The sequence below is a fragment of the Pseudomonas sp. Leaf59 genome (assembly GCF_920984685.1).
In the GTDB taxonomy this organism is placed as follows: domain Bacteria; phylum Pseudomonadota; class Gammaproteobacteria; order Pseudomonadales; family Pseudomonadaceae; genus Aquipseudomonas.
Genome location: NZ_CAKLBR010000005.1, coordinates 225,411 through 251,860, shown reverse-complemented (window position 1 = coordinate 251,860; position 26,450 = coordinate 225,411). Strand labels below are relative to the sequence as shown.

20 protein-coding genes are annotated in these 26,450 nt (G+C 60.8%); 9 read left to right on the top strand and 11 right to left on the bottom strand.

All coding sequences use genetic code 11. The features are described from left to right. Positions 1–8: 8 nt before the first annotated feature. From LUB09_RS08045 to LUB09_RS08030, 4 genes are all read left to right on the top strand, one after another. Positions 9–4,439 carry an RHS repeat-associated core domain-containing protein gene (locus LUB09_RS08045; RefSeq protein ID WP_231422283.1) on the top strand — a complete coding sequence of 1,477 codons (4,431 nt, stop codon included), beginning with the start codon at positions 9–11 and terminating at the stop codon, positions 4,437–4,439. A gap of 2 nt (positions 4,440–4,441) precedes the next feature. Then, positions 4,442–4,720 carry a hypothetical protein gene (locus LUB09_RS08040; protein ID WP_231422282.1) on the top strand — a complete coding sequence of 93 codons (279 nt, stop codon included), beginning with the start codon at positions 4,442–4,444 and terminating at the stop codon, positions 4,718–4,720. 67 nt (positions 4,721–4,787) lie between these two features. Further along, positions 4,788–9,182 carry an RHS repeat-associated core domain-containing protein gene (locus tag LUB09_RS08035; RefSeq protein ID WP_231422281.1) on the top strand — a complete coding sequence of 1,465 codons (4,395 nt, stop codon included), beginning with the start codon at positions 4,788–4,790 and terminating at the stop codon, positions 9,180–9,182. 33 nt (positions 9,183–9,215) lie between these two features. Beyond that, on the top strand, positions 9,216–9,851 hold the full coding sequence (locus LUB09_RS08030; protein WP_231422280.1) for a hypothetical protein: 636 nt from the start codon (positions 9,216–9,218) through the stop codon (positions 9,849–9,851). A gap of 153 nt (positions 9,852–10,004) precedes the next feature. On the opposite strand, the gene LUB09_RS23880 is transcribed toward LUB09_RS08030, so the two are convergent. From LUB09_RS23880 to LUB09_RS08015, 4 genes are all read right to left on the bottom strand, one after another. Beyond that, positions 10,005–10,139, bottom strand: coding sequence for a hypothetical protein (locus tag LUB09_RS23880; protein ID WP_269325482.1), 135 nt, complete (start codon positions 10,137–10,139; stop codon positions 10,005–10,007). A 96-nt stretch (positions 10,140–10,235) separates the two neighbouring features. Beyond that, entirely contained in the window at positions 10,236–10,511 is a 276-nt protein-coding gene (locus tag LUB09_RS08025) for an HU family DNA-binding protein (RefSeq protein ID WP_003213368.1), read from the bottom strand. Between the two features lie 191 nt (positions 10,512–10,702). Continuing rightward, positions 10,703–11,851: an NAD(P)/FAD-dependent oxidoreductase gene (locus tag LUB09_RS08020; RefSeq protein ID WP_231422279.1), complete on the bottom strand. Its 1,149-nt coding sequence runs from the start codon at positions 11,849–11,851 to the stop codon at positions 10,703–10,705. A 36-nt stretch (positions 11,852–11,887) separates the two neighbouring features. After that, positions 11,888–12,055, bottom strand: coding sequence for a rubredoxin (locus LUB09_RS08015; protein WP_105521282.1), 168 nt, complete (start codon positions 12,053–12,055; stop codon positions 11,888–11,890). Between the two features lie 195 nt (positions 12,056–12,250). Here LUB09_RS08015 and LUB09_RS08010 point away from each other — a divergent pair, with 195 nt between their 5' ends. Both LUB09_RS08010 and ubiA read left to right on the top strand, forming a co-directional pair. Next, complete coding sequence (locus LUB09_RS08010; RefSeq protein WP_209986497.1) at positions 12,251–12,814, top strand: chorismate--pyruvate lyase family protein; 564 nt, start codon at positions 12,251–12,253, stop codon at positions 12,812–12,814. Then, a complete protein-coding gene (gene ubiA, locus LUB09_RS08005; protein WP_209986500.1) occupies positions 12,814–13,704 on the top strand; it encodes a 4-hydroxybenzoate octaprenyltransferase in 891 nt (296 codons plus the stop codon). The genes LUB09_RS08010 and ubiA overlap by 1 nt, the downstream gene beginning before the upstream one ends. A 120-nt stretch (positions 13,705–13,824) precedes the next feature. Here the strand turns inward: ubiA and LUB09_RS08000 are convergent, their stop codons facing one another. Then, positions 13,825–14,202 (bottom strand): COG4315 family predicted lipoprotein, encoded by a 378-nt coding sequence (locus LUB09_RS08000; RefSeq protein WP_209986504.1) that lies wholly within the window; start codon positions 14,200–14,202, stop codon positions 13,825–13,827. A 155-nt stretch (positions 14,203–14,357) separates the two neighbouring features. Here LUB09_RS08000 and phoB point away from each other — a divergent pair, with 155 nt between their 5' ends. From phoB to LUB09_RS07985, 3 genes are all read left to right on the top strand, one after another. Continuing rightward, positions 14,358–15,047, top strand: coding sequence for a phosphate regulon transcriptional regulator PhoB (gene phoB / locus LUB09_RS07995; protein WP_003231714.1), 690 nt, complete (start codon positions 14,358–14,360; stop codon positions 15,045–15,047). Between the two features lie 104 nt (positions 15,048–15,151). Beyond that, positions 15,152–16,438, top strand: a complete 1,287-nt coding sequence (gene phoR / locus LUB09_RS07990) for a phosphate regulon sensor histidine kinase PhoR (protein WP_231422327.1) — start codon at positions 15,152–15,154, stop codon at positions 16,436–16,438. 269 nt (positions 16,439–16,707) lie between these two features. Next, entirely contained in the window at positions 16,708–18,048 is a 1,341-nt protein-coding gene (locus LUB09_RS07985) for a hemolysin family protein (RefSeq protein WP_057006318.1), read from the top strand. 319 nt (positions 18,049–18,367) lie between these two features. On the opposite strand, the gene LUB09_RS07980 is transcribed toward LUB09_RS07985, so the two are convergent. The 6 genes from LUB09_RS07980 to LUB09_RS07955 all read right to left on the bottom strand — a co-directional run bounded on the left by LUB09_RS07980 (position 18,368) and on the right by LUB09_RS07955 (position 26,422). Further along, positions 18,368–19,264: a response regulator gene (locus tag LUB09_RS07980; RefSeq protein WP_209986509.1), complete on the bottom strand. Its 897-nt coding sequence runs from the start codon at positions 19,262–19,264 to the stop codon at positions 18,368–18,370. A gap of 170 nt (positions 19,265–19,434) precedes the next feature. Beyond that, positions 19,435–20,196, bottom strand: coding sequence for a phosphate signaling complex protein PhoU (gene phoU / locus LUB09_RS07975; RefSeq protein WP_057006316.1), 762 nt, complete (start codon positions 20,194–20,196; stop codon positions 19,435–19,437). Positions 20,197–20,304: 108 nt separating this feature from the next. Beyond that, a complete protein-coding gene (gene pstB, locus LUB09_RS07970) occupies positions 20,305–21,138 on the bottom strand; it encodes a phosphate ABC transporter ATP-binding protein PstB (RefSeq protein ID WP_003231719.1) in 834 nt (277 codons plus the stop codon). 93 nt (positions 21,139–21,231) lie between these two features. Further along, a complete protein-coding gene (gene pstA, locus LUB09_RS07965; RefSeq protein WP_209986513.1) occupies positions 21,232–22,902 on the bottom strand; it encodes a phosphate ABC transporter permease PstA in 1,671 nt (556 codons plus the stop codon). 15 nt (positions 22,903–22,917) lie between these two features. Next, positions 22,918–24,951 (bottom strand): ABC transporter permease subunit, encoded by a 2,034-nt coding sequence (locus LUB09_RS07960; RefSeq protein WP_231422326.1) that lies wholly within the window; start codon positions 24,949–24,951, stop codon positions 22,918–22,920. Between the two features lie 484 nt (positions 24,952–25,435). Continuing rightward, positions 25,436–26,422 carry a phosphate ABC transporter substrate-binding protein PstS gene (locus LUB09_RS07955; RefSeq protein WP_015886581.1) on the bottom strand — a complete coding sequence of 329 codons (987 nt, stop codon included), beginning with the start codon at positions 26,420–26,422 and terminating at the stop codon, positions 25,436–25,438. Positions 26,423–26,450 lie beyond the last annotated feature (28 nt).

Sequence of the window (26,450 nt, the reverse complement as noted above, 5' to 3'; positions counted from 1 at the left end):
ACCTCTGGATGTCTGACGCTCTGCTATGGGCCGCACGGTTGGGGGATGGCTTGTCCCATACCTCTGTGATGGCCGATATCCTTGGCGGCGTGCTCGAAGTCGCCGCTAACGTGGCGATCACGGCGTTGGCCACGGCTGCCGTAGTAGCGGCCACCGGGATCACCGTCGCGACAGGTGGGCTTGGCGCGTGCGTATTGGGCGCCGTCGTCGGCGTTATTGTCGGCGTCGCCATGAGCAAGACCGGAGCTGACAAAGGGCTGAGCGCCATGTGCGAGGGTATCGGCAACGCGCTGTTCCCTCCCGCAGTCATGGCAACGATCATCAGCGGGTCGACAAATACCCTGATCAACTCAATACCTGCGGCGCGAGCTGCCGGGGCCATACCCTCCCACGTCGCCCCGGCGGGCACCGAAAACCAAGCGCCTGACCCCGCGTCTGACGATGCAGAAGAACCAGGCTACCTGGATATGGCCAAAGGTTTTTTCTCCCAGATGTGGCGCCCCACTGTCGCCACACCCGCACCAGGTGCCGTTCCCAAACCCCTGGATCTGGTGACCTGCACCAAACATCCACCGATGCCACCGCAGTTTCTTGCAGAAGGATCTGAAAAGGTTACGGTCAACGGCCAGCCGGCTGTGCGCAGCGGCGACCGCAGCACGTGTGATGCCACGGTTGTGTCAGCGGGACCTATTTCGCCAAACGTGACCATCGGCGGTGGTTCAGTGGTGGTACGCGAGATTCGCAGCGGCAAGACGCCGGGAGTGGGCCTGGCAGTGACCGCACTGATGATGCTCAAGGGTGGCAAGGGCAAATTTCTAAGTAATCTGCCCTGCATGCTGCTGGCGGGCGTCAACTCATTTGTCGTCAGTCAGGCCATGGGCGCCTTGGCCAATGCGGCCATGGGCTCATCCAACCCGGTGCATGCCAGCACCGGGGCCAAGGTGCTGGGCGGCCCGCAAGAGCTGGACTTTGCCCTGCCCGGCATCATGCCGATCGATTGGCAGCGGTTCTACAACAGCCGGGACGAACGCCGCGATGGTCTGTTCGGGTCTGGCTGGAGCGTTTCCTACGAGGTCAGCGTCCAGCGTCTCCCCCACCCTGAGGGGGGTGAGCAACTGCTATACATCGACGAGCAGGGCCGGCGCATAAACATGGGGTTCATTCCCTTGGGCGGCGCGGTGTTCAGTGCTGACGAAGGGCTGAGCGTGCGACGCCACCTCAGTGGCCAACTGCTGATCGAAAGTGCTGATGGCTTGTATCGACTGTTTGAACCAGCGCCGCAGGATACTTCGCTGCTACGCCTGAGCCAGCTGGGCGATCGCAATGACAACCGTATTTACCTGGACTATGACGACAACGGACGGCTGCGGCAGCTGCGAGACACCTTCGATCTGGTTAAGGTCGAACTGAATTACGACGCCACCTGGCCAAGCCGTGTCAGTCATATCGAGCGGCTGTACCCTGATCAGCGCCGTGAAGTACTGATGCATTACGCCTACGACAGCTGCGGCGACCTGGCAGCCGTGCGACAGTCCGACGGGCAGGTGAAACGCCGGTTTGTCTATGACTCCGGCCGGCGCATGACCGAGCATCAATTACCTACCGGGCTGCGCTGTTTCTACCAGTGGGCGTGGGTGGATGAGCGCGAATGGCGCGTGGTTCGGCACTGGACGGATAGCGGCGACACCTACAGATTCGACTATGAGCTGGACAACGGTATCACCCGTATCATCGACGGGTTGGAGCGCGTCAGCACCCGCCACTGGGATGCACGGCACCAGATCATCAAGTCCATCGATGCTCTGGGAAGTACCTGGGCGTTCCAATGGAATGCTGAAAGCCAACTGCTGGGCGCGACCGACCCAAGCGGTGGGCAATACCAGTTCAGCTACGATGAAGCCGGTAATCTGAGCGAGACCACCGACCCACTGGGGCGCAGTGAGTCAACCCTTTGGCTGGAACATTGGGCGCTGCCGCTGGTGGAGACCGACGCCGCCGGCAACGCCTGGCAGTACCGGTATGACTCACGTGGCAATTGCATCGGCGAAACCGATCCGCTGGGCCACGTGACGACTTATCGTCACGACGCTCACGGACAAGTCCTGGAAATTATCGACGCGCGCGGTGCAAGCAAGAGCTTGCGCTGGACGCCTTTGGGTCAACTCAGCGAGCACACCGACTGTTCGGGCCTGACGACCCGCTTGAGTTACTGCAAGCGTGGGCTGCTGCTCAGCAGTACCGATGCCCTTGGCGAGCGCACGAGCTTCGCTTATGACGATCAGGGGCGACTGACCAGCAAACAGTTGCCAGATGGCCGCAGTGAGCACTATCAGCGTGACGCCAGTGGGCAATTGGTCGGCTACAGCGACCCCGCCGGGCACACCACGCACTTCCAACACTCGCCAAGCGGACGGTTGCGCCAGCGTACGGACGCCCACGGCCGCCGTGTGGAGCTGAGTCATGATGCCTACGGTCGCCTGCTGAACCTGACCAACGAGAACGGCGAGCGCTATCGCTTCGACTGGGACGCCGGTGATCGACTGACCCTGGAGCAGCGCCTGGACGGCACGCTCAAGCGCTATGCCTACGATCCGCTGGATAATGTCACTTGCGTGGAGACGGTTGCTTCAACTGGTGCCGAAGGCTCCATCACTCACGACCTGGAGCGAGACGCTGCCGGGCGACTGATCACGAAAACCACCGCAGACGGGCGCACAGAATATAGCTATGACGAACAGGATCAGGTCACAGCCATCCACTTCACCGGCCATGACGGCGGGCAACAAAGCCTGGAGTTCGGGTATGACGCCCTCGGCCAGCTGATTTTTGAACAGAGTACCGGCGGCCGCCTGGAACACCACTACGACGAGCTGGGCAACCTGATACAGACGCAGCTTCCCGATGGACGCTGGCTCAACCGATTGCGCTACGGAAGTGGGCACCTGCATCAGATAAACCTGGATGGCCAGGTGATCAGTGATTTCGAGCGCGACCGGCTGCACCGCGAAGTGCTGCGTACCCAGGGACGTGTCAGCACCCGCAGCGAGTACGATCGTTGCGGTCGGATTCGTGTTCGCCAGCGTCGGCAACAGGGGCAGTCGGTACTGCTGCCAGCGGTACAAACCCGATACGGCTATGACACCAGCGATCAATTGGTGGAACGCGTCGCCAGCCAGCCAGGCGCAACGCACCGCCAACTTCTGCATTACGACGCTACCGGACGCATTCTCGCCAGCCAGGACAACCTTCAGGGCCAGCGGGAAGTCTTCGCCTTTGATCCAGCCGCCAATTTATTGGACGGCACGGGACGCGTGGCCCACAACCAGTTACTGAGCTATCGCGACAAGCGCTACCGTTACGATGGTTTTGGCCGGGTAGTTGAAAAACGCAGCGCTCGGCGCGGCTCCCAGCGCTTGAGCTATGACGCAGAGCAACGCCTGGCCCAGGTACACAATGACGATGGTTCTGTGGTCAAGATGACTTACGACCCGCTGGGTCGACGCATCGCCAAGACCACCTTCGACCGCCAGGGTACGCAGCAGAGCCAGACCCGTTTCACTTGGGATGCGATGCAACTGCTGCAGGAGCACCAAGGCCCGCAGACCAGTCTCTATCTCTATGCCGATGAGGGTTATGAGCCCCTGGCCAGGATTGATGGTCTGGGTGACCAGCAAAAGGTGCGCTACTACCACAACGACCTCAACGGTCTGCCAGAGCAACTCTCGGAAAGCGACGGCCATGAGGTATGGAAGGCGAGTTACGAAGTCTGGGGCAATACCGTCGAGGAAGTACGCGAACTCTATTTCGTCGAAGAGCAGAACCTACGGTTCCAGGGCCAGTACCTGGACCGGGAGACTGGACTGCACTACAACACCCTGCGCTTTTATGACCCCGATATCGGGCGCTTCACTACACCCGATCCAATTGGTCTGGCAGGCGGACTTAATCTCTACCAATACGCGCCCAACCCGGTCAGCTGGATCGACCCCTTGGGCCTGATGAAATGCTCAAGCCCACCCAAAGGCCGCAAGGTCAATCGCACGGTGTATCGATTCGAGGAGCCTGGACGCATCGGTACGACCTGGCAGGCACATAAGTGGAATGTGGAGTCCCGACACCGATACACGGCCAAGGGACTGGGTGGCGTGTATGGCGCCAACTCGCGCAAGACCGCATTGGGCGAAGTCACCCATTGGGGTGTGGACCTGTCCTCACGAGTACTGGTCAGCAAAAAGGTGCAGTTAAACAACGTGCTGGACCTGACGCGCGCCGACGTGCGCAAACAATTAGGTGTATCACTCAAAAGCATTACGGGTGACAAATACACCGAAACTCACCAGATCGGCAGTTGGGCGAAAGCCAATGGCTATGATGGGATTCTTGCCCCATCCGCGCGAAACCCGACCGGCAGCAACTTAATATCATTTGCAGGGTTCTGATCATGCCACTTGAAGATGAATACCCCGGCGATGCCGATTGGCAAAGTACGGTAGAGCTGTACAAGGAAGACTATCTCGACGAAGACGCGCACACCCTTGCGCAAGCACTGGGCGGCGACCTGGACTTGGCCGTTGTGCTGCGTGGCAGGCGTGGGCTCAAGGAAGGGCTGTGGTGGATCGAGCGCAAAGTTCCTGCCCTCGACAACGTACGGCCTGTCGACTGCCTTGAGGATCCGCGGCTGATCAAGCGCCTGCGAACAGCTTTGATGAGCATGCCGTAACCACACGGGGGCAGCTGACTGACGATGGAAAGTCTCGATAGAATTGACACGTCCCTGGACACCGCGCATGTCTGACGCACTGTGGGCGGCCCGAATGGGCGATGCGCTGTCCCACACCTCGATGATGGCGGACATCCTCGGCGGGGTGCTGGAGGTGGCGGCCAATATCGCGATCACCGCCGTAGCGACCGCCGCCGTGGTTGCGGCCACTGGCATTACCGTGGCCACCGGCGGCCTCGGCTGCTTTTTGCTGGGCGCGGTGGTGGGCACGATTGTCGGGCTGGCCATGAGCAAGACCGGAGCCGACAAAGGCTTAACGAATTTATGCGATAGCTTCAGCAACGCCCTGTTTCCACCCACGGTGCAGGCCAACATTCTCACCGGCTCCACCGACACCCTGACCAACAACATTCCGGCCGCGCGAGCAGCAGGAGCAATCAGCTCCCATGTCGCGCCGGCCGGTACCGAGCTGGAAGAGCCCGAAACGGAGCCAGAAGCCAGCTACCTGGACATGGCCGAGGGTTTCTTCTCACAGATGTGGCGTCCGACTGTCGCTACACCGGCGCCCGGCGCTGTGCCCAAGCCACTGGACCTGGTGGTGTGCATGAAGCACCCGCCAATGCCGCCGCAGTTTCTGGCCGAGGGTTCGGACAAAGTCACGATCAATGGTCAGCCGGCGGTACGCAGCGGTGACCGCAGTACGTGCGATGCCACCGTGGTGTCCTCCGGGCTGATCTCGTCGAACGTGACCATTGGCGGCGGCTCGGTGGTGGTGCGCGAGATTCGCAGCGGCAAGACGCCGGGCGTGGGGCTGGCGGTGACGGCGCTGTTGATGCTCAAGGGCGGCAAGGGCAAGTTCTTCAGCAAGCTGCCGTGCATGCTGATCAGCGGTGCGACGTCGATGGCCGTCAGCAGCGCGATGGGTGCGATGGCGAATGCGGCGATGGGCTCGTCGAACCCCGTCCACGCCGCCACTGGCGCGAAAGTGCTGGGCGATGTCGAGGAACTGGACTTCGTGCTGCCCGGCATCCTGCCAATTACCTGGCAACGGGTCTACAACAGCCGCGATGAACGCGCGGGCAGCTTGTTGGGTGCTGGCTGGAGCGTGGCTTATGAAGTGTGCGTCGAAATTCTGCCCCATCCTGAGGGTGGTGAAACGCTGATCTACACCGACGAGCAGGGCCGAGCAATCGACATGGGCTCGATTCCTTTGGGCGGCGCGGTATTCAGCGCCGGTGAAGGGCTCGCGGTGCGCCGCCATCTCAATGGGCAGTTGCTGATCGAAAGCGACGATGGCCTGTACCGGTTGTTCGAGCCGTCTGCCAACCCCGCGCGGCTGCGTCTGAGCCAACTCGGCGACCGCAATGACAACCGTATTCATATCGACTACGACGAAGCTGGGCATCTGCTACGACTGCGCGATACGTTCGATCTGGTGCAGGTTGAGCTGGTTCGTGAACAGGGCCAATTGGCGCGCATCGAACGTTTGTATCCCGATCAGCGTCGTGAAGTGCTGGTCAGCTACGGCTATGACATGGCCGGGAGCCTGGCTGAAGTACGCGACGCGACCGGCCAGGTACAGCGGCGTTTTGCCTACGACAACGGCCTGCGGATGGTGGAGCATCAACTGCCCACCGGGTTGCGCTGTTTTTATGAGTGGGCCTGTGTTGAAAACCTGGAATGGCGTGTGGTCCGGCATTGGACCGATGAGGGCGACGCTTACCAGTTCGACTATGACTTGCAGGCTGGTCTCACGCGTATCACCGACGGTTTGCAGCGGGTCAGCACCCGTTTGTGGAACACGCAGCACCAGATCATTCAGTACAGCGACAACCTCGGCCAGACTTGGCTGTTTGAGTGGAACGACGAACGCCAATTGCTCAGCGCCACCGATCCGCAAGGCGGGCGCTATGAATACAGCTATGACGAGACCGGTAACCTGATCGGCGAGAGCGACCCGTTGGGGCGCAGTGATTCGACGTTGTGGCTGGAGCATTGGGCCTTGCCACTGGTGGAAACCGACGCGGCCGACAACAGCTGGCAGTATCGCTACGACGCGCGTGGCAACTGCGTCGCCGAAACCGATCCGCTGGGCCACGTCACCCGCTACCGCTATGACGACCACGGCCAGCCGGTGGAAATCATCGACGCCACCGGCAAGAGCAAAAAGCTGCGCTGGAACCCGTTCGGGCAGTTGGTGGAACACGTTGATTGCTCGGGCTATCCAACCCGCTTTGGCTACGACACGCGCGGCAACTTGCAGGTGATCACCGACGCCCTCGGCGAGCGCACCTTGTTCAGCTATGACGCCCAGGGCCGCCTGCTCAGCAGCCAACTGCCGGACGGACGCACCGAGCAATACCAGCGCGACGTCAGCGGGCAACTGCTGGGTTACACCGACCCGGCCGGGCACACCACGCTTTATCAGCACAACCGTCGCGGCCAGGTCCGCCAGCGTACCGACGCCCACGGCCGACAGGTGCAGTTCGGCTATGACAGCTATGGGCGGCTGCAAGCGCTGATCAACGAGAACGGTGAGCGCTACCGATTCGCCTGGGATGCCGGGGATCGGCTGACAGAACAGCAGGATCTCGACGGCAGCGCCAAGCGTTACAGCTACGACCCACTGAATAATGTGATTGCGGTGACCGCTGTTCCCGCCCCGCAGGGCAGTGGCCTGGCGGTAGTCCCGCAAACCCCGCCAGCTCCTATCGTGCATGAGCTGGAACGCGACTCGGTTGGCCGACTGATCGCCAAGACCACCGACGATGGCCGTACCGAGTACGCCTACGATGCGGTCGATCAGCTCACGGCGGTCACCTTCACGGATCTGCAAGGCAACGCCCAAACCCTGGGCTTCGCCTACGACGCCCTCGGCCAACTGCTGGTCGAACAGCGTTCAGCCGGCAACCTGCAACACCACTACGACGAACTCGGCAACCTGATCCAGAGCCAACTGCCCGACGGTCGCTGGCTCAATCGCCTGTACTACGGCAGCGGCCATCTGCACCAGATCAACCTTGACGGCCAGGTGATCAGCGACTTCGAGCGCGACCGCCTGCACCGCGAGGTACTGCGCACACAGGGCCAGCTCAGCACCCGCAGCGAATACGACCGCAGCGGCCGACTGCGCTCACGCCAGCGCCGTCACGCCAACCAGCCGTCCCTGCTGCCCGCTGCGGCGCAAAAACAGTTCGACTATGACCCTGCCGACAACCTGATCGGCAAACTCGACCAGCAACCCGCCGCACAACATCGCCAACTGCTGCATTACGACGCCACCGGCCGCATCATCGCCAGCCAGGACAGCCTGCACGGCCAGCGCGAAACCTTCGCCTACGACGCCGCCGCCAACCTGCTCGACGGCCCGCAGGCAGGTGCCGGACTGGTGGTGCATAACAAACTGCTGACCTATCAGGACAAGCGTTATCGCTACGATGCGTTTGGCCGGATGATCGAGAAACGCAGCGCCAAGCGCGGTGTGCAGCGGTTTGCATATGACGCTGAAAGCCGGCTGATAGAAGTGCGCAACGAAGATGGCCGCGTGGTCAGGATGACCTATGACCCGCTGGGGCGCAGGATTGAAAAAACCGAGCACGGCAGTGATGGGTATCCGTTGGGGGAGACGCGATTTACGTGGGATGGCCTGCGGTTGTTGCAGGAGCATAAACACAGCCAGACGAGTCTTTATGTTTATGAAGATGACGGCGGATATGAGCCTCTGGCTCGTGTCGATGGCGTTGGGTCGCTGCAAAAAATTCGCTATTACCACAACGACCTGAATGGGTTGCCGGAACAGCTGACCGAGGCGGAGGGCCATGAGGTCTGGTGCGCAACGTATCGGGTGTGGGGCAACACGCTGGAGGAAGTGCGCGAACCTTATTACATTGAGGAGCAGAACCTGCGGTTCCAGGGGCAGTACCTGGACCGGGAGACGGGGCTGCATTTCAATACGTTCAGGTTTTATGATCCGGATGTGGGAAGGTTTACTACGCCGGATCCGATTGGGTTGGCGGGGGGGATCAATACCTACCTCTATGCCGACAATCCCTTTGGCTGGATCGATCCATTAGGTCTCACGTGTGGAGACAGTGGAAAAGTCCACGGCAACAGCCATTCGAGCAAAAATCCTAATCACGTCTACGTTATCGTTGATACAAAAACAGGACGAATGATGAAGCCGGGGATCAGCGGGCGTCCGCTAAATAAAAATGGTACATCACCGCGTGCCAACCAACAGGTCAATGCGCTGAACAAGCCTCAAGCTGGGCGCTACAAGGCAGTGATCGTCGAAAAAAACAAGACACGACTTCAAGCCAAAGCTACTGAGCAAAAGATCACGGACAAACATGCGGCGAGAAATAACGGCGACATGCCTTCACCGATCCACAAAAACCCGTTACCACAGGTTGACACAAGAGATGGCTACCTTAAATTGTACGGCATGCCTGATAACCGTTAGTTTTTCGAAGTGAGCACCGCAATGAATTTGAACATGCTTACTCTGCAAGAAAGTGATGCGTCCGCTCTGACAGACGGTGTTCGCATACGCCAACTGAGTCATCATATTACTCAGATATTCATGACATTACTGCCCAAGGTCGAAATAAACGGCAGCAGTAAAATAGTTGTTTCACTTGGCCCACGCGGCGACGAAGATCTATTTGATAACGTCCTAGGCGTGACAAACATTTTTATAGAGGACTTTGATTTCAAAAAATTTCTCTCTCTGGACCGCCTCAACCAGGACAAAAAACTACTGGAAGAGTTACGACTGGCACTTGTTGCTATTGCAATACGGAAAGATAGTAACAGCGCATCTTTGGAGATCATAAACTCAACTGCTGAAGCGGTGTCAGAACTGCAGTTTGAGCTAGAAACTCCGATTAAAAAGCTGTCAAAAATCAGCAAAGACAAAAAACGCAAAATAAATATTTACAGACTGCTTAATGCGCAAGTGGGTGAAGGCTGGTATTACGAAGAAAACAGCCCGACAGCGAATAAAATCTGGATGCATGAACTTCCCGGCTTTATTGACCGAAGCGACCTCTTTAAAAGTTCGGAAATCAATGAAAACTCTTACCAAATCAAAAATCGCTTTGGCAAAGTAGTTTTTGAAATCGCGCTCTAATGAAGACCAAAGGTATTTCGACGAAAAATTGATTGACCCATATTTTGATGACAATAAAAAACCTTCCACACCATCACCCAAGTTTGTTGATTAGCAGTTAAGCGAGGTGGACATTTAGAATTTATAGTTAAATAAATTCATCCCCTTTAACCCTTAACCGACTTGCAAGGCAACGGCCAAGCCCTGGGTTTCGCCTACGACGCTGTCGGTCAGTTGCTTGGCGAACAGAGTGCCGGCGGCAACCTGCAACACCACTACGACGAACTCGGCAACCTGATCCAGAGCCAACTGCTGTTTTTACGCAGCAAAAATGGGCACCCGACCCAGTCGGCTTGCCCATTTTTTTCCGTACCACCCCGCCTCCCTTCGAGGCAGTACTGCCCCTTACGGATTAACGCTGTCCTTCAACGACTTGCCCGGCTTGAACGCAACGGTGTTGCTCGCCTTGATTTTCACCGGCTCGCCGGTCTGCGGGTTTTTGCCGGTGCGGGCGCCGCGGTGGCGTTGCAGGAAGGTGCCGAAACCAACGAGGGTGACGCTGTCCTTGCGGTGCAGGGCGCCGGTGATTTCTTCGAGGACGGCGTTGAGCACACGGTTGGCCTGTTCTTTGGTCAGGTCCGCTTTTTCAGCGATGGCGGCTGCGAGTTCTGGTTTACGCATAGATGAAGCCTCTTTGACGGTTTTTTGTTGTTATGTCCGTGCCACTCTCTGGCGGAACGGCGCCCAAAGCGCCGCAGGCTCTACTCTGCGGCAGACGGGAGTGAGGATGGCATGCCCACAGACGCCGCGCCAGCCTCGCGGCGACCTTTCTCTAGGCAAAAACGTGCTTATTCCGACAGAACGACAGGCATTTACGCCAGCAAAGGCGGGAGTTCCTTGTTGAGCGCCAGTTTTTCCATCACGGCGCTGCCGGTCAGCGCGTAACCCAGCAGGCGGCCGCTGGCGTCGCGGCACAGGGCCTTGATGTTGGCGCCCTCGCCTTCGACACTCCACACGCCTTCGGTACCCCGTGGCGGTGGCGACACCACCAGTGGGCAAACCGGGGTTTTCACCGTAACCGGCATCGGCCCATAACTGACCGCCGTGGCATTGCCGGCCAGGGTCTGGGCCAGGGCGCGGGCGCAGGTCATGAGGGGCATCACGTACAGCAGGTTCAGGCCATCGACCTCGGCGCAGTCGCCCAGGGCATAGATATTGCCATGGGAGGTCTTGAGGTGGCGGTCCACCATGATTCCACGGTTGATCTGCAGGCCGGCGGCGGCGGCGAGGTCGACGCGCGGGCGCAGGCCGATGGCCGATACCACCAGGTCGCACGGGATCACCTTGCCGTCCGACAAGTGGGCCTCAAGACCATCCGCCGTGCGTTGCAGGCGGTTGAGCACCGGGCCCAGGTGGAAACGCGCGCCCAGGCCTTCCAGGCCGGCCTGTACCGCAGCGGCCGCCGCAGGGTGCAGCAGAGTCGGCATGACTTGTTCGCACGGCGCCACCAGGTCGATTTCATAGCCGCCGAGGATCAGGTCGTTGGCGAATTCACAGCCAATCAGGCCGGCGCCGAGCACCAGCACTCGACGTTTGCCCGCAGCGGCGGCGCGAAAGCGGGCGTAGTCTTCGAGGTCGTTGATCGGAAAAATCAGCTCAGCCGCATCGCCTTCAACCGGCACGCGTACGGTTTCGGCGCCCCAGGCCAGGATCAGGTCGCGGTAGGTCACCGCTTCCTCGCCGATCCACAGGCGTTTGTGGCCGGGGTCAATGCCGCTGATGCGGGTGTGGGTGCGCACTTCGGCCTTGAGTTGCTCGGCCATGGCGCCCGGTTCAGCCATGCTCAGGCCATCGGCTTCCTTGTTCTTGCCAAAGCCGGTGGAGAGCATGGGCTTGGAGTAGGAGCGCCCGTCATCTGCGGTGATCAGCAGCAACGGGGTTTCGCTGTCGAGCTTGCGAAACTCCCGGGCCACGTTGTAACCGGCCAGTCCTGTGCCGATGATCACGACAGGTGCGTTCATTCCTTTCTCCTTGTAGTACGTTTCTGAAAACAGTAATTAACCGATTTCGATCATTTCGAAATCCATTTTGCCTACGCCGCAATCCGGGCACAGCCAGTCTTCCGGGACGTCTTCCCAGCGGGTGCCCGGCAGGATTCCATCATCCGGCCAGCCGTCGGCTTCGTTGTAGATCAGGCCACAGACAATACATTGCCACTTCTTCATCACTTGCTTCCTCAGGGTCCAGGCATCTTGGCCGGCGGTCGATAGACCAGCGTTGCCGCGCGGCTCAGGGCGTTTTGTACTGATCGGGACCGGCAGATGCAAGCACGATCGACGCATGGGGCCGGTTCAGCCCGGCAAAAGGTCAGGACGCCATGATAAGCTCGGCGCCTCTTTTACTGCCCATACTGACTCGCCGTGCCGCACTCAACCGCGCTTTCCGATGCTTGCCAATGGCTGCCCCAGAGCCTTCTGCGCCCGACACCCGCGCCCCTGATCCTCGATTGGCTGTTCGACGAAGGCTCGCTCACGCGGCGGCTGACAGGGTTGTCCAACGACACGTTCAGCGTGACGCCGCTGGTCGAAGGCTGGCAAGCGCTGCGGGACGACGAATGCGCGGCGCTGGGCCTGCCGCCAGCCACGCTCGGCTGGGTGCGGGAGGTGTACCTGCGCGGGCACGGCCAGCCGTGGGTATTTGCCCGCAGCGTAGCGTCGCGCAGTGCGTTGCAGGGTGACGGCTTGCACATGGACGCGCTGGGCAGCCGCTCGCTGGGTGAGTTGTTGTTCTGTGACCACGCGTTTACCCGCCAGGCCATTGAGGTCTGCCATTACCCACGCCAGTGGCTGCCCACGCCGGACCAGGCCGACAGGCTGTGGGCACGCCGCTCGCGCTTTGATCGCGGGGCATTGAGCGTGCTGGTGGCGGAAACCTTCCTGCCGGGCTTCTGGCAGGCGCTGCATGACCATCCGGAGAGTTGCTGATGTATCAACGTGTGCTCAAGTCCCTGAATCGCCTGAACCCCAGGGCCTGGGATTTCATTCAGTTGACGCGCATGGACAAGCCCATCGGCATCTACCTGCTGCTGTGGCCGACACTGTGGGCGCTGTGGATCGCCGGCAAGGGCGCGCCGTCGCTGCTCAATATCGTGATTTTCGTGCTTGGCGTGGTGCTCACCCGTGCGGGCGGCTGCGTGATCAACGACTGGGCCGACCGCAAGGTCGACGGCCACGTGAAACGCACCGAACAACGCCCGCTGGTCAGCGGCAGGATCAGCTCGAAAGAGGCACTGGTGTTTTTTGCGCTGCTGATGGGCATCAGTTTCCTGCTGGTGCTGCTGACCAATGCCAGCACCATCCTGCTGTCCCTCGGCGGCCTGGCGCTGGCGGCAAGCTATCCGTTCATGAAGCGCTACACCTATTACCCGCAGGTGGTGCTGGGCGCGGCGTTTTCCTGGGGCATGCCGATGGCGTTTACCGCCGAAACCGGCCACCTGCCGGCCACCGCCTGGCTGCTGTATATCGCCAACCTGCTGTGGACGGTGGGGTATGACACCTATTACGCAATGACCGACCGCGACGACGATGTGAGGATCGGGGTGAAATCCACGGCGATTCTGTTTGGCGATGCCGATCGGGTGATCATTCTCACCCTGCAGGGCCTGTCGCTGGTGTGCCTGTTGCTGGCCGGCGCGCGGTTCGAACTGGGCGGCTGGTTCCAGTTGGGGCTGCTGGCGGCGGCGGGCTGTTTTGTGTGGGAATTCTGGTACACGCGGGACAGGGACCGCATGAAATGCTTCAAGGCGTTTTTGCACAACCACTGGGCGGGGTTGGCGATTTTTGTGGGGATTGTGCTGGATTACGCGGTTCGCTGAGGTGTTTGCGGCGACGGTTCGGAGGCCATCGGGAGCAAGCCTCCTTCCACATTTGAATGCATTCACAGATCAAAATGTGGGAGGGGGCTTGCTCCCGATGCGCTCACCAGCGGCGCAGTCTCAAGGTTTGATGACGTGCCAGACGCCACCCTTGCCATCACCAGTCTTTTCCCCGGCCTTGGTGTCACCCTTGAACGTGTACACCGGCTTGCCCTTGTAGGCCCACTGGCTGGTCTGATCGTCACGGGTGATGACGGTCCAGTCGCCGGCCTTGGTGTCGGTGGATTCCGCCTTCAGCGGCGGCCAGTTGATTGCGCACTGGTCCTTGCACGCGGATTTGCCATCGGCATCCTTGTCGAAGGTGTAGAGGGTCAGGCCCTTGTGGTCCACCAGCAGACCGTCTTTGGTCATTGCAGGCTCTGCTGCGGATGCCAGGCCAGGCAGCGCCAGTGCAGCCGATACCAGCAGGGCTTTCCAGGAAACAGTGCGGTACGTCATCGGAACCTTCCTCTTGTGGTTGTCAGGATTCGGACCCAAAGGGTAGTCCAGAGTGCCGTGAATTGCCCAGGCGAAGAAATTACTGTCACACGACTGCAATAATTCCGTTATCTAATGCGGCGCAAGACAGTTAAATGACAAGAGGATTTTCGAGCATGGTTGGCAGGAGCATTCTGATCGTCGACGACGAAGCGCCCATCCGCGAGATGATCGCCGTTGCGTTGGAAATGGCCGGCTACGACTGCCTGGAGGCGGAAAACTCCCAGCAGGCCCATGCCATTATCGTCGACCGCAAGCCGGACCTGATCCTGCTGGACTGGATGCTGCCCGGTACCTCCGGCATCGAACTGGCCCGCCGCCTCAAGCGTGACGAGCTGACCGGTGACATCCCGATCATCATGCTCACCGCCAAGGGCGAAGAGGACAACAAGATCCAGGGCCTGGAAGTGGGCGCGGATGACTACATCACCAAGCCGTTTTCCCCACGCGAGCTGGTCGCGCGCCTGAAGGCCGTACTGCGTCGCGCCGGGCCGACCGATGGTGAAGCGCCAATCGAAGTCGGCGGCCTTATCCTGGACCCGATCAGCCACCGTGTGACCATCGACGGCACACCGGCGGAGATGGGGCCCACCGAATACCGCCTGCTGCAGTTCTTCATGACGCACCAGGAACGTGCCTACACCCGTGGCCAGTTGCTGGACCAGGTGTGGGGCGGCAATGTGTACGTGGAAGAGCGTACCGTGGACGTGCATATCCGCCGCCTGCGCAAAGCCTTGGGCGATGCCTACGAGAATCTGGTACAAACCGTGCGCGGTACCGGCTATCGGTTTTCCACCAAGGGCTGAGCCCCGCCTCTGACTTAAGCGCCTGACTTAAGCGCCTGACTTAACCGCTGACAAGGACGCATGTTCAAGTGAATCAAAACTGGCATGGCACCCTGATCCGCCACATGCTGCTGCTGATCACCGCCTGCCTGCTGGTGGGCCTGATCAGCGGTTATTACGGCTGGAGCCTGGCGGTGGGTATCGCCCTGTATCTGGGCTGGACCCTCAAGCAATTGCTGCGTCTGCACGAATGGCTGCGCCAGCACAAACCCGACGAAGCGCCCCCCGACGGCTACGGCCTGTGGGGTGAGGTGTTCGACAGCATCTACCACCTGCAACGCCGCGACCAACGGGTGCGCGGGCGCCTGCAGGCGGTGATCGACCGAGTGCAGGAGTCCACCGCCGCGCTCAAGGATGCGGTGATCATGCTCGACAGCGACGGCAACCTGGAATGGTGGAACCGCGCCGCCGAGACCCTGCTGGGCCTCAAGACGCCCCAGGACAGCGGTCAGCCGGTCACCAACCTGGTGCGCCACCCGCGCTTCAAGGAATATTTCGAGCAGGACAACTTCGAAGAAGCCTTGGAAATCCCCTCGCCCACCAACGACCGGGTGCGCATCCAGCTGTACCTGACGCGTTACGGCAACAATGAACACCTGATGCTGGTGCGCGATGTCACGCGCATCCACCAGATGGAACAGATGCGCAAGGACTTCGTTGCCAACGTTTCCCACGAACTGCGCACGCCGTTGACGGTGATCTGCGGCTACCTGGAGACGCTGCTGGACAACGTCGACGGGATCAACCCGCGCTGGACCCGCGCCTTGCAACAGATGCAGCAGCAGGGTTCGCGCATGCAGACCCTGCTCAACGATTTGCTGTTGCTGGCCAAGCTGGAAGCCACCGACTACCCCTCGGATAACCATCCGGTGGTGGTGAAAAGCCTGTTGCACACCATCAAGAACGACGCCCAGGCCCTCTCCGGCGAGCGCGGGCAGCAGATCAGCCTGGAAGCCGACCCGTCGATCCTGCTCAAGGGCAGCGAAGGCGAGTTGCGCAGTGCATTTTCCAACCTGGTGTTCAACGCCGTGAAGTACACCCAGGACAAGGGCAACATCCGCGTCCGCTGGTGGGCCGACGAACACGGCGCGCACCTGAGCGTGCAGGACTCCGGCATCGGCATCGACGCCAAGCACCTGCCGCGCCTGACCGAGCGTTTCTACCGCGTCGACTCCAGCCGCAACTCCAATACCGGCGGCACCGGCCTGGGCCTGGCCATCGTCAAGCATGTGCTGCTGCGCCATCGCGCACGCCTGGAAATCAGCAGCGTGCTGGGGCATGGCAGTACGTTCACCTGCCATTTTCCGCCAACGCAGGTGACGCGTTCGCCCCTGGTCGACGAAGACCTGTAACCCAAGAACACTGTAGATCCCCTGTGGGAGGGGGCTTGCTCCCGATAGCGGTGGATCAGCCAGCCTGTGTGGCTCTGACCCACCGCTATCGGGAGCAAGCCCCCTCCCACATTGGAATTGTGTTGACCTGGAAGCGGTATTCCAGAGCCCGCGCGCCAGCGGGTACTAGGCAAGCGCCCCGCCAGCCGCTACATTGGCCGCCTTGCGCCTGCCTTTCGGGGCCTGCCTGCCATCCCTAATTGAACACACGGAACCCGCAAAACCCCATCATGGACCCTTCCCCTGGTATCACCTTCGCCACACTCTTCGCCGATTTCGGCATGATTCTTTTTGCTCTGGTCCTGGTACTGCTCAACGGTTTCTTCGTTGCCGCGGAATTTGCCATGGTCAAGCTGCGCTCCACCCGGGTGGAGGCCATCGCCCACACCAACGGCTGGCGCGGGCAGATCCTGCGCACCGTGCACAGCCAGCTCGACGCCTACCTGTCGGCCTGCCAGTTGGGTATCACCCTCGCCTCCCTCGGCCTGGGCTGGGTCGGTGAGCCGGCGTTTGCGCATATCCTCGAGCCCTTGCTGGGTGCCGCAGGCGTCGAATCGCCGGAAGTGATCAAGGGTGTGTCGTTCTTTGCCGCCTTCTTTGTGATTTCCTACCTGCACATCGTGGTCGGCGAGCTGGCGCCCAAATCCTGGGCGATTCGCAAGCCCGAGCTGCTGTCGCTGTGGACGGCAGTGCCGCTCTACCTGTTCTACTGGGCGATGTACCCGGCGATCTACCTGCTCAACGCCAGCGCCAACGCTATCTTGCGTATCGCAGGCCAGGGCGAGCCTGGCCCGCACCATGAGCACCATTACAGCCGTGAAGAACTCAAGCTGATCCTGCACTCCAGCCGTGGCCAGGACCCAAGCGACCAAGGCATGCGCGTACTGGCCTCGGCCGTGGAGATGGGCGAGCTGGAAGTGGTCGACTGGGCCAACTCCCGGGAAGACCTGGTAACCCTGGACTTCAATGCCCCGCTCAAGGAAATCCTCGCGCTGTTTCGCCGCCACAAATTCAGCCGCTACCCGGTGTATGACGCCGAGCGCAATGAATTCGTCGGCCTGCTGCACATCAAGGACCTGCTGCTGGAGCTGGCGGCGCTCGATCACATCCCCGAGTCATTCAACCTGGCCGAGCTGACGCGTCCGCTGGAGCGCGTGTCGCGACACATGCCGTTGTCGCAGTTGCTGGAGCAGTTCCGCAAGGGCGGCGCGCACTTTGCCCTGGTGGAAGAAGCCGACGGCAACATTATCGGCTACCTCACCATGGAGGATGTGCTGGAAGTGCTGGTGGGCGATATCCAGGATGAACACCGCAAGGCCGAGCGCGGCATCCTGGCCTACCAGCCGGGCAAACTGCTGGTGCGCGGCGACACCCCGCTGTTCAAGGTCGAACGCCTGCTGGGCGTGGACCTGGACCACATCGAAGCCGAAACCCTGGCCGGCCTGATCTACGACACCTTGAAACGGGTGCCGGAAGAAGAAGAAGTGCTGGAGGTGGAAGGCCTGCGGATCATCATCAAGAAGATGAAAGGGCCGAAGATCGTGCTGGCCAAGGTTGTGATGCTGGATTGAATCTTGTGTAGCGAGGGGCGAGCGGGCTTGCCCTAATGCCGTTCAGTTAAGCGCAGATTCCCTGTGGCGAGCAGGCTTGTCCTGCGTTGGGCTGCGCAGCAGCCCCAAGACCACACTGTGCAGTATCAGGTACACCGCGTTTTCCTTGATTGGGGGCGCTTCGCACCCCAACGCGGGGCAAGCCCGCTCGCCACAATAAGCCCACAAAATTTCCTTAACTGAACGGCATTAGGGCTTGCCACAGAGAGGTGGTCGGCTGGAAATACTCATGCGCGGCGCTTGATGATGAGAGAGACCAAGCCCCTCCCACATGGGAAGATCAGGCACCCGGCACAAAATGCTTCTGCGCCGTGCCGCGCGCGATCAGGCGGGAGATGTAGTCGAGCTTCTGCGCATCCTGGTCGATGAACCGGAAGGTCAGTTGCAGCCAGTCGCTGTCGGGCCTGGGCTCGAAGGCGGCGATGGCGTGCAGGTAGCCGTTGAGGCGCGCGACTTCGGCGTTGTCGCCCTGCTCAAGGTCGAGCACGGCGCTTTCCAGCACCTGGGGCAGTACTTCGCCGCGACGCACCACCAGCAGCGCCTCCTTGATGCTCAGGGCCTTGATCACGCACTGCTGGGTGCCGCTGGACAGACGCAACTGGCCCTGGCCACGACCGCTGGCAGGCGAAGCAGCCGGGGCGGACGGCGGTGGGATGTTGAGCAGGCCTTTGCTCGGCGCCGCCACCGGAGCCGCCCGGACGGCTTCGGGCTTGCCGCCGGTGAGGGCGCTCAGGGAATCGTTGCCGAAGGCCGAGCTCATCCTGGTCGGTGCGCTGGCGATCAGCGCGTCGAGGCGGCCTACCTTGTGCAGCGCCTGGCGCACCTTGCTCAGCAACTGCTCGTTGGTGAACGGCTTGCTGACGTAGCCGGAAACACCGGCCTGGATCGCCTGCACCACGTTTTCCTTGTCGCCACGGCTGGTCACCATCACGAAGGGCATGGCCTTCAGGTGTTCCTGTTCGCGGCACCAGGTCAGCAACTCCAGGCCGGACATCTCCGGCATTTCCCAGTCGCACAAAACCAGGTCGTAGGCTTCGCGCATCAGGATGGATTGCGCCTTTTTGCCGTTTACCGCGTCTTCAAGCTTGATCCCCGGGAAGTAATTGCGCAGGCACTTCTTCACCAGGTCGCGAATAAACGAGGCGTCATCCACCACCAATACACTGACTTTACTCATCGACCCTTCATCCTTTAAAAACCTTGGCTGGCAGCACGCCTGACTGATGGCATTTTGCCAAAACTCTGCAATTACGTTCGGACTTTATTTCGCCTTTGGCGCAATAACATTCAACTGGCCCCAAACGAAAACGCCCGGCCAATGGCCGGGCGTTAATTTCACGGGCAACCTTACTTATCGTCAGGTTCGCCCGGAACATTAGGCATTTGATCGGCAGTGCCCTCAACTTCGGCTTTCATGCGCTTGAGGCCCATGTGCCGTACGTCGGTGCCGCGCACCAGATAAATCACCAGTTCAGAGATATTGCGCGCGTGATCGCCGATGCGTTCCAGCGAGCGCAGCACCCAGATAATGTTCAGGACCCGCGAGATAGAGCGTGGGTCTTCCATCATGTAGGTGGCCAGCTCGCGCAGGGCCGTCTTGTATTCGCGGTCGATGATCTTGTCGTACTGCGCCACCGACAGCGCCAGATCGGCATCGAAGCGGGCAAATGCGTCGAGGGCATCGCGCACCATGTTGCGCACCTGATCGCCAATGTGGCGCACTTCCACGTAGCCGCGCGGCGCTTCGCCTTCTTCGCACAGCTGGATGGCCCGGCGCGCGATCTTGGTGGCTTCGTCGCCGATGCGCTCAAGGTCGATCACCGACTTGGAAATGCTGATGATCAGACGCAGGTCGGAGGCCGCCGGCTGGCGACGGGCGAGAATGCGCAGGCATTCCTCGTCGATATTGCGTTCCATCTGGTTGATCTGGTCGTCGATCTCGCGCACTTGCTGGGCCAGGCCCGAGTCGGCCTCGATCAGCGCGGTGACCGCATCGTTGACTTGCTTCTCTACCAGCCCGCCCATCGCCAGGAGGTGGCTGCGCACTTCCTCAAGCTCGGCGTTGAACTGCGCGGAGATGTGATGGGTGAGGCCTTCTTTGCTAATCATGGGTTTGCTCCGCAAACGCTGTAAGCCACAAGCTACAAGTTGATAGGTGTCGTTGCATTGAACTGCTCTTACTTGCCGCTTGAAGCTTGCGGCTCGCAGCTGCTCCAACTAGCCATACCGCCCCGTAATATAGTCCTCGGTCTGCTTCTTCGCCGGATTGGTGAACAGGGTGTCGGTGTCGCCGAATTCCACCAGCTTGCCCATGTACATGAACGCGGTGTAGTCGGAAACCCGTGCCGCCTGCTGCATGTTGTGGGTCACGATGACGATGGTGAATTTGGATTTGAGTTCGTAGATCAGCTCTTCGACTTTCAGCGTGGAGATCGGGTCGAGGGCCGAGCAGGGTTCGTCGAGCAGCAGCACTTCCGGCTCCACGGCGATGGTACGTGCGATCACCAGACGCTGCTGCTGGCCGCCGGACAAGCCGAGTGCCGATTCGTGCAGGCGGTCCTTGACCTCGTCCCACAGTGCCGCGCCCTTGAGCGCCCACTCCACCGCTTCGTCGAGGACGCGCTTCTTGTTGATGCCCTGGATGCGCAGGCCGTACACCACGTTTTCGTAGATGGTCTTGGGAAACGGGTTGGGCTTCTGGAACACCATGCCGACGCGACGACGCAGCTCGGCCACGTCTTCGCCCTTGCGATAGATGTTGGTGCCGTAGAGGTTGATCGCGCCTTCCACACGGCAGCCGTCCACCAGGTCGTTCATGCGGTTGAAGGTGCGCAGCAGCGTGGACTTGCCGCAGCCGGACGGGCCGATGAAGGCGGTCACGCGCTGCTTGGGGATGTTCATGCTGACGTCGAACAGCGCCTGCTTTTCACCGTAGTACAGGCTCAGGCCAGGCACTTCGATGGCCACGGTTTCCTGGGCCAGGCTCAGGCTCTGCTTGTCGCGACCCAGGGCGGACATGTTGATGCCGTGGGATTGGGTTTCATGTTGCATGGTCTCACTCCGTTCGTAGCTGCCAGCGTCTAGCTGCAAGCTGCAAGATTTGAGCAAAAGCGGCTTGTAGCTTGCCGCTTGTGGCTAATGGCTTTAGCTGTCCAACGCTTTGTACTTCTCGCGCAGGTGGTTACGGATCCACACCGCCGACAGGTTGAGCGTGGCGATCACCAGCACCAGCAACAGCGCAGTGGCGTACACCAGGGGGCGAGCCGCTTCGACGTTGGGGCTCTGGAAGCCAACGTCGTAGATATGAAAGCCCAGGTGCATGATCTTCTGGTCCAGGTGCAGGTACGGGTAGTTGCCGTCCACCGGCAGCGACGGCGCCAGTTTCACTACGCCCACCAGCATCAGCGGCGCCACTTCGCCAGCGGCGCGGGCCACGGCGAGGATCATGCCGGTCATCATGGCCGGGCTGGCCATTGGCAGCACGATCTTCCACAGCGTTTCCGCCTTGGTTGCACCCAGCGCCAGGGAGCCTTCACGCACGGTGCGCGGTATGCGCGCCAAGCCTTCTTCGGTGGCCACGATCACCACCGGCACTGCCAGCAGCGCCAGGGTCAGCGAGGCCCACAGCAGGCCCGGCGTGCCGAAGGTGGGTGCCGGCAGGGCTTCGGCGAAGAACAGGCGGTCCACCGAGCCACCCAGCACATACACGAAGAAGCCCAGGCCGAACACGCCATAGACGATGGCCGGGACGCCCGCCAGGTTGTTCACGGCGATGCGGATAACCCGCGTCAGGGTGTTCTGCTTGGCATATTCGCGCAGGTACACCGCCGCCAGTACGCCGAACGGCGTCACGATCATCGCCATGATCAGCGTCATCATCACGGTGCCGAAAATCGCCGGGAAGATCCCGCCTTCGGTGTTGGCTTCCCGTGGGTCATCGCTCAGAAATTCCCAGACCTTGCTGAAGTAGAAGCCGATCTTGGTCAGCGTGCCCATCGCGTTCGGCTGGTAGGCGTGCACCACCTTACCGATGCCGATTTCAATTTCCTTGCCATTGCCGTCGCGCGCCGTCAGCGCATCGCGGTTGAACTGGGCATGCAGGTCGGCCAGACGCGCCTCGATATCCTGATAACGCGCGTTCAGCTCAGCGCGGTCAGTCTCCATGTCGGCCTGGGCGGCGGCGTCGAGCTTGCCTTCCAGTTCCAGCTTGCGACCGTGCAGGCGGATGCGTTCGAGACCGGCGTTGATCGCACCAATGTCGGATTTCTCCAGCGTCTTGAGCTGGGCGGCCAGCGCGTTCACACGGTCGACGCGGGCTTGCAGCTCCGGCCACGCAGCCTCGCCCTCGGCGATCACCTTGCCGTCCTGTTTGACGTTGACCAGGGTGCCGTAGAAATTGCCCCACTCACGACGCTCGATGGTCATGAGGTTCTTCGGCGTGGTCTGGTCCTTCAACCATTCGCCGACAATCCAGGTGAAGTCATTGCCGTTGAGGTCACGGTTGCCGACCTTGATCAGCTCACGGGTCATGAACTCCGGGCCCGCATCGGGCACCGGCAGGCCCGCGCTTTTCAGGCGTTCACGCGGTACTTCTTCCTTCTGCACCACTTCGCCGATGACAATATGGTTTTCCTGGCCCGGCACGTTGTAGCTGGCCTGGATCAGGTCGGCCGGCCAGAAGTGGCCCAGGCCACGCACCGCAATCACGGCCAGCAAACCCAGGGTCATGATGACCGCGATGGACACCGCGCCACCGCTGATCCAGACGCCGGGGGCGCCGCTCTTGAACCATCCGTTCAGGGAGTTCTGTTTCACAGACTTCTACCTTTCTTAAAGCGACGAGTATTTCTTGCGCAGACGCTGACGGATCAGCTCGGCGAGGGTGTTCATGACGAAGGTGAACAGCAGCAGCACCAGCGCCGAGAGGAACAGCACGCGGTAGTGACTGCCGCCGACTTCCGACTCCGGCATTTCTACCGCGACGTTGGCCGCCAGCGTGCGCAGGCCTTCGAACAGGTTCATCTCCATCACCGGGGTGTTGCCGGTGGCCATCAGCACGATCATGGTCTCACCCACGGCGCGGCCCATGCCGATCATCAGCGCCGAGAAAATCCCCGGGCTGGCGGTCAGGATCACCACGCGGGTCATGGTCTGCCACGGCGTGGCGCCCAGCGCCAGCGAGCCCAGGGTCAGGCCGCGCGGCACGCTGAACACGGCGTCTTCGGCGATGGAGTAGATGTTCGGGATCACCGCAAAACCCATCGCCAGGCCCACCACCAGCGCGTTGCGCTGGTCGTAGGTAATGCCCAGGTCGTGGGAGATCCACATGCGCATGTCACCGCCGAAGAACCAGGTTTCCAGGTACGGGCTCATGTACAGCGACAGCCAGCCCACAAACAGGATCACCGGGATCAGGATCGCGCTTTCCCAGCCATCGGGAACCCGCAGGCGGATCGACTCAGGCAGGCGGCTGAACACGAAACCGGCCACCAGGATGCCAATCGGCAGCAGCATCAGCAGGCTGAAAATCCCCGGCAGATGCCCCTCCACATACGGCGCGAGAAACAGACCGGCGAAGAAGCCAAGGATCACCGTCGGCATGGCTTCCATCAACTCGATCACCGGCTTGACCTTGCGGCGCAGGCTCGGCGCCATGAAGTAGGCGGTGTAGATCGCTGCGGCCACCGCCAGCGGCGCGGCCAGCAGCATGGCGTAGAACGCTGCCTTCAGGGTGCCGAAGGTCAGCGGTGCGAGGCTCATCTTGGGTTCGAAATCGGTATTGGCGGCGGTCGATTGCCAGACGTATTTGGGCTCGTCGTAGTTCTCGTACCAGACCTTGCTCCACAGCGCGCTCCATGAAACCTCGGGGTGCGGGTTGTCGAGTAGCAACGGTTGCAGCTTGCCACCGGCCTCGACGATCACCCGGTTGGCCCGAGGCGACAGGCCGTACACGCCCTGGCCGTCGACCACCGGATCGACCAGCAGGGTGCGGTGCGCGGTGCTGTGGAATACGCCGAACTGGCCGGACGCATCCAGTGCGGTGAAGCCCTTGCGACGCTCTTCGGCGCTGATTTCCACAATGGGCGAGGTGCCCATCTGGAACGTGCGGATCTGCTTCAGGCGCCGCTCGCCATCCGGGTCGCGGGCCATGAACCACTGGGCCAGGCCACCCTTGGAGTTACCGACGATCAGCGAGATACCGCCTACCAGCTGAGTGCTGGCGGTGATTTCGGCGTTGCCGTCTTCGAGCAATTTGTAGCGACCGTTGAGGTTTTTGTCGCGCAGGCTGAACACATCGGCCAGGGCGCGGCCGTTGATCACGTACAGCCATTGCTGGCGCGGGTCGATGAAGATCGCCTTCACCGGCTCGGTCATCTGCGGCAGCTCGATGCGCTTCTGCTCGCTGGTGACTTCGCCGGTCATCATGTTTTCTTCGCGGCTCAGGGACAGCACGTTCAGGAACGAGCCGGCGGAGCCGGCCAGCACTAGCGTGGAGTCGGTGGCGTTGAGGGCCACGTGCTCCAGCGGGCGACCGGCGTCATCCAATACGATCGGCGTTTCGCCGTACGGGTATTCGATGGCAGGGCTGATGGTTTTCTTGCCGTCCGGGTAGGACACCTTATAGGTGTGGCGGAACACCAGAGACTGACCGTTGGACAGGCCGAGCACCACCAGCGGGCTGCCGGGCTGGTCTTCACCGATGGATGCCACGCTGGCACCGGCCGGCAGCGGCAGGTCGACACGCTTGAGTTCTGCGCCGGTGGTGATGTCAAAGAACAGCGCCTGGCCTTTGTCGGAAACCCGCATGGCCACCTGGTTCTGTTCCTCAAGGGAAATCATCAGCGGCTTGCCCGCGTCCTGGATCCAGGCCGGGGTGAGTGCGTCTTCTCTGGTCAGCGAGGCGCCCTGGAACAGCGGTGCCACTACATAGGCAAGAAAGAAGAAAATCAGCGTGATGGCGCCGAGGACGGCGAGACCGCCGACCAACACGTACCAGCGGGTCAGGCGGTCCTTGAGCGCGCGAATGCGGCGCTTGCGTTGCAGCTCAGGCGTATTGAAATCAATGCGCTTGGGGGGGGAAGTCGTCGTCATGGTGGAATTGGCCAGATCATTCATGCGCACACCCTAGCGGTCCTGTATGACAGAAAGATGACAATGCGGTGACGCAGGAAATCCGCCGCGCAGCGAGGCTGGCAGCGGATAAAAGAATTTTTGGTGCAGGCCGCTTGTGTGGGAGCCGGGCTTGCCCGCGATGGCATCAACACGGTTCAACGTTAAACCGCGTCGCCAGCATCGCGGGCAGCCCGCTCCCACAGAGAAGCGTGCATCTACACCCGGTATTACGGGCTTAGTTGCCTTCTTTCAGACCCAGGTCAGCCAGTGCCTTGGCGGCAACCTTGGCTGGCAGTGGGATGTAGCCGTCTTTCACGACAACTTCCTGGCCCTGCTTCGACAGTACCAGCTTCACGAACTCGGCTTCCAGCGGTGCCAGCGGCTTGTTCGGGGCTTTGTTGACGTAAACGTAGAGGAAACGCGACAGCGGGTACTTGCCGTTCAGGGCGTTTTCTTCGGTGTCTTCGATGAAGTCCGTGCTGCCTTTCTTGGCCAGGGCCACGGTTTTCACGCTGGCAGTCTTGTAGCCGATGCCCGAGTAACCGATGCCGTTGAGCGAAGAACTGATCGACTGCACAACCGAAGCCGAGCCAGGCTGTTCGTTCACGTTAGGCTTGTAGTCGCCTTTGCACAGGGCTTCTTCCTTGAAGTAGCCGTAGGTGCCGGAGACCGAGTTACGACCGAACAGTTGCACCGGCTTGTTGGCCAGGTCGCCGGTCACACCCAGGTCGCCCCAGGTTTTCACGTCGGCTTTGGCACCGCACAGGCGAGTCGACGAGAAGATAGCGTCGACCTGTTCCATGGTCAGGTGCTGGATCGGGTTGTCCTTGTGCACGAACACAGCCAGGGCATCCACGGCCACCGGAATAGCGGTGGGCTTGTAGCCGTACTTCTGCTCGAAGGCAGCCAGCTCGGTGTCCTTCATCTTGCGGCTCATCGGGCCCAGGTTGGAGGTGCCTTCAGTCAGCGCAGGGGGTGCAGTGGCGGAGCCGGCAGCTTGAATCTGGATGTTGACGTTCGGGTATTCCTTCTTATAACCCTCGGCCCACAGGGTCATCAGGTTAGCCAGGGTATCGGAACCGACGCTGGACAGGTTGCCCGACACACCAGTGGTCTTAACATAAGCCGGGATTGCCGGGTCAACACCAGCGGCCACCGCGTTGGCGGTCGCAACGCCAGCAGCGACAAAAGTCATTGCCGCCATCAAACGCTTCAGTTTCATGCCTTGCTCCTAGCAGATAGGGATAGTT